Origin of the sequence: Candidatus Symbiopectobacterium sp. (assembly GCF_020054415.1) — a bacterium.
GTDB lineage: Bacteria > Pseudomonadota > Gammaproteobacteria > Enterobacterales > Enterobacteriaceae > Symbiopectobacterium.
In genome coordinates this window covers 1-1645 of the sequence record NZ_JAHWCO010000449.1, presented here as the reverse complement: position 1 = coordinate 1645, position 1645 = coordinate 1, and the positions used below count along the sequence as shown (strand labels likewise).

General features: G+C 52.2%; 4 protein-coding genes. All 4 read right to left on the bottom strand.

Going from position 1 to position 1645, the window contains the following annotated elements:
• On the bottom strand, positions 1-221 hold a 221-nt coding region (locus tag QZ506_RS12985; protein WP_291971563.1), incomplete at its 3' end, for a phage integrase Arm DNA-binding domain-containing protein.
• Entirely contained in the window at positions 199-384 is a 186-nt protein-coding gene (locus QZ506_RS12980) for an excisionase (protein ID WP_291971565.1), read from the bottom strand. The genes QZ506_RS12980 and QZ506_RS12985, both read right to left, overlap by 23 nt.
• A gap of 172 nt (positions 385-556) precedes the next feature.
• Positions 557-718: a protease FtsH-inhibitory lysogeny factor CIII gene (locus tag QZ506_RS21650; protein ID WP_367273023.1), complete on the bottom strand. Its 162-nt coding sequence runs from the start codon at positions 716-718 to the stop codon at positions 557-559.
• A 237-nt stretch (positions 719-955) separates the two neighbouring features.
• The coding region (locus QZ506_RS12975; RefSeq protein WP_291971560.1) for a Rha family transcriptional regulator at positions 956-1645 on the bottom strand (690 nt) is incomplete at its 5' end.

The window sequence follows — 1645 nt, the reverse complement described above, 5'->3', positions numbered from 1 at the left end:
GTCGCCTGTGTGTCGTTGATGCGGTCAACGAGCGGTGATGGTTTTGATGAGCCATAAATCGCCATATTAGCGGCGATGGCTTGTGTAATGGCCTCCTGTCGATGGCGGCCCAGGCCATATTCTTTTCCGGTGCGCGGGTCACGGTAGCAAAAATAGCCGCCGTTGCGCGGTTGCAGGTTTGGCGGCAAATCGCGGTTCTTATGGCTTCTCCGGCGTGCCATGTTTTATCCTCGATAACAGGGCGGGATGAAGGTAACCTGATGAGTGAAGGTTTTTATTCTGGGTGAGCTTGCAGGCATTTTCCTCAACCAGATACTCGCGCCCATCTCGTATCGGTGCGGGAAAAATCATTCCGCTCCTGACCAATCGCCTGACGGTTTCCATACAGCGCGGACGGGGTTGCCGCCGATTCCACTCGGATAAGGTGATGTATGCCATAATTGACCTCTGCTAAAATTAAGCCACTGCACCGTTCGTCATGACGGCGGGCAGGCGGGGGAATGACCAATCGAAGAAATGCGGTGGTGAAGGGGATTTCAGGCTGTAACAGCCTTGATTAAGGTGCTGGGGCAGGTCGTAGAGGCTTGCCTTGCTGTTCGAGGATAGCGATAAGCTTTCGGTATCCGTTTCGCAGCCATTTAACCCATTTATCCAGGTGGGTTTCTTCCGGGTGATAGCTCCCCATGAGGGCAGCATGACCCGCGAATGCATAATTCATGGGGTGCTCCTGTTTTTATATTGCTATTTGGGTGTCGTATGTCGCGTGACTCATGGTTTTCCAACTCAGGCCGTTATCTTTGGATAACATGCACCAGTAGTGAGAAAGCCGCATTGATAAATAACCGGTTTGTCGTATGCGTTTTGCATGAATAAGTCCTTCACGGTATAAGCGTTTAAATAGCTTCTCCCGCTCCTTTATCCTGTTAGGTATTTTAGGTTTCATTCGTTGCCCCTCTCACGATGCAAGGCTGACGTGCTTCTGGTGGGTAAAATCGCCGTTCCAGTTGAGTTTCATGGGCACTTTGCCACGGCGGTAAAGGACGTAGAGGCGTTCAGCACCTTTACGCAGCAATACTGGCTGGTATTTAATGAAGTCGTCGGCACCGTGAACGCCAATCAGATGCGGGTGCTCAGTCAGGTATCTGTCGCGAGCGTAGGATGTTGCCCGCCAACGGGTACCGGATTGGCTTTCGTTGTGTAGCCAGTGGCGCTCAGCGAGCCAGCCGTTAACCTTTTGGGTATTGACGCCGTTGAGCATTTTGCAGAACTGGGTTGGGGTCATGCCCTCCTTGAACAGGCTCTTGAGGTCGTGGAGTTCAGCCTCCTGCTCTTTGTTGATCAGTTTTAGCTGCTGGGTTTCCTCTGCTAATTCGGCAGCGAGGCGCAGTGCATCGGGGTATGTTTGCGGGATAGCGGGGGTCTTGGCGTGTTCTTCCAGCTCACGCCAGCGCTTGGCGACTTTATGGCGAAGCTCAATGCTGTACCCCATGACGAGCGTCATTGTCAGGTCTTGGTCAAGCAAAAACTCCTGATAGGTGCGTCCTTTGCTGTCTTTGTAATCGGCGGAAAAGTCCGCCGATTGAATATTGAGCGCCTCGAACATTTTGCGGCAATCAGCAAGAACGTCTTTATGTTGTTTTCCGGT